This window comes from Peribacillus sp. P4_C12 (assembly GCF_056402095.1).
Map to the genome: position 1 here is coordinate 1 of NZ_JBFUIB010000717.1, position 1,554 is coordinate 1,554.

The following is a 1,554-nucleotide window of genomic DNA, read 5'->3' on the forward strand; positions in this document are numbered from 1 at the left end:
GTGACCGTATCTAAAACGTTTGCTTCTAGCCAATTGTGTTCTAGCTGCGGTTACCAAAATAAAGACGTTAAACATCTGAATCTTCGTGAATGGGATTGTCCTTTTTGTTCTACTCACCACGATCGAGATATTAACGCAGGACTCAATCTAATGAATGAAGCCATAAGGCTTCTAACCGTAGGAACTACGGGAGTAGCCTAATTAAAAATTGGCCGATAGGCTAATGTTCTTAGGAATCCCCCACTTCWATCAGACCGTAAGGTCGATAAGTGGTGGGTAGTTCAATTATAATCAATTACATGAAGACTGGTTTCGTAATTTCTGTCTGTTAAACCATATAAGTGATCATGATCAAACAATTTTTAATAAAATGTTAGAGAATATTATTCCAGACAGATGCTTTATGTTGCTGACTGATGATAGCGGAACAGTGTTAGCGTGTGGACTGGGTGTTTTAGAAGGCGAATACTTAGGGTTGTTCAATATTGTTACGCAAGAAAAATTTCGAAACCAAGGGTATGGAGCAAAACTTATTAAAAATCTCTTGCATTGGGGAAAAGAAAATGGGGCGAAAAATGCTTATCTACAGGTTATATTATCGAATGCCCCTGCATTAAACCTGTACGCTAAATTAGGGTTTGAAGAAAAATATAAATATTGGTATAGAATTAAAAACTAAAGAGTAAAAGCTGCTCCTTTTTTGTTCATACTTTAAAAACTTATTATCAACAAAAGTAAAAAAACTATTGGACTTGCCTTCATTCGACTTATATGTTCAGGTAATATTCACTGCTCTACTACTGATTATCAGCCTTTATGCTTACTTTTTCTGAATTTCAGCAATTGTAAGAAAATCCCGGTTGTATTATAATGAAAAAGAGTATTGAGAATATTCAGAAGGAGGGGGCAAATGAGCAATAAGCCGTGGCAAGCTATTTATCCGGAACAAATACCAGCTGTTTTGTCGTATGAAGATAAACCTCTTTATTCATTTTTGAAAGAGTCTGCTGATGAATTTCCTGATAAGGTGTCGATTCATTTCCAGGGAAAGGAATTAACCTTCAAAGAAGTGTACGTATCAGCTTTAAAGTTCGCAGCCTATTTAAAAGGTATCGGTCTTCAAAAGGGAGAACGAGTTGCCGTCATGCTTCCTAACTGTCCACAAGGTGTCATTAGCTTTTTTGGGATACTAATGGCTGGGGGAGTCATAGTTCAAACTAATCCAACCTATACGGAACGCGAACTCGAGTATCAAATGAAAGACTCCGGAGCGAAAATAATCGTAGCGATGGATATTTTATTTCCCCGTGTCACTGCGGTTGCCCCAAGAACAGGAATAGAACACATCATTATAACCGCCATCAAGGAATACTTGCCTTTCCCGAAAAATCTTATCTATCCCTTTATTCAAAAAAAGGAATACGGTATTGTCATCAATGTGGAGCATGCGGGTAATCACCATCTATTTACTGAAATCATGAAACGAAAAATACCAGAAGAAGTCGCTGAGCCGATTGATGTGCAGAATGACCTGGCCCTTTTACAATATACAGG

The 1,554-nt window shown here is 37.5% G+C and carries 3 protein-coding genes; all 3 read left to right on the forward strand.

The annotated features are described in order from the left end of the window. Positions 1-201: zinc ribbon domain-containing protein (locus AC1DUW_RS28315; RefSeq protein ID WP_477644118.1), on the forward strand; the 201-nt coding region annotated here is incomplete at its 5' end. 157 nt (positions 202-358) lie between these two features. After that, complete coding sequence (locus AC1DUW_RS28320) at positions 359-679, forward strand: GNAT family N-acetyltransferase (RefSeq protein ID WP_477644120.1); 321 nt, start codon at positions 359-361, stop codon at positions 677-679. Positions 680-910: 231 nt separating this feature from the next. Further along, positions 911-1,554: AMP-binding protein (locus AC1DUW_RS28325; protein WP_477644119.1), on the forward strand; the 644-nt coding region annotated here is incomplete at its 3' end.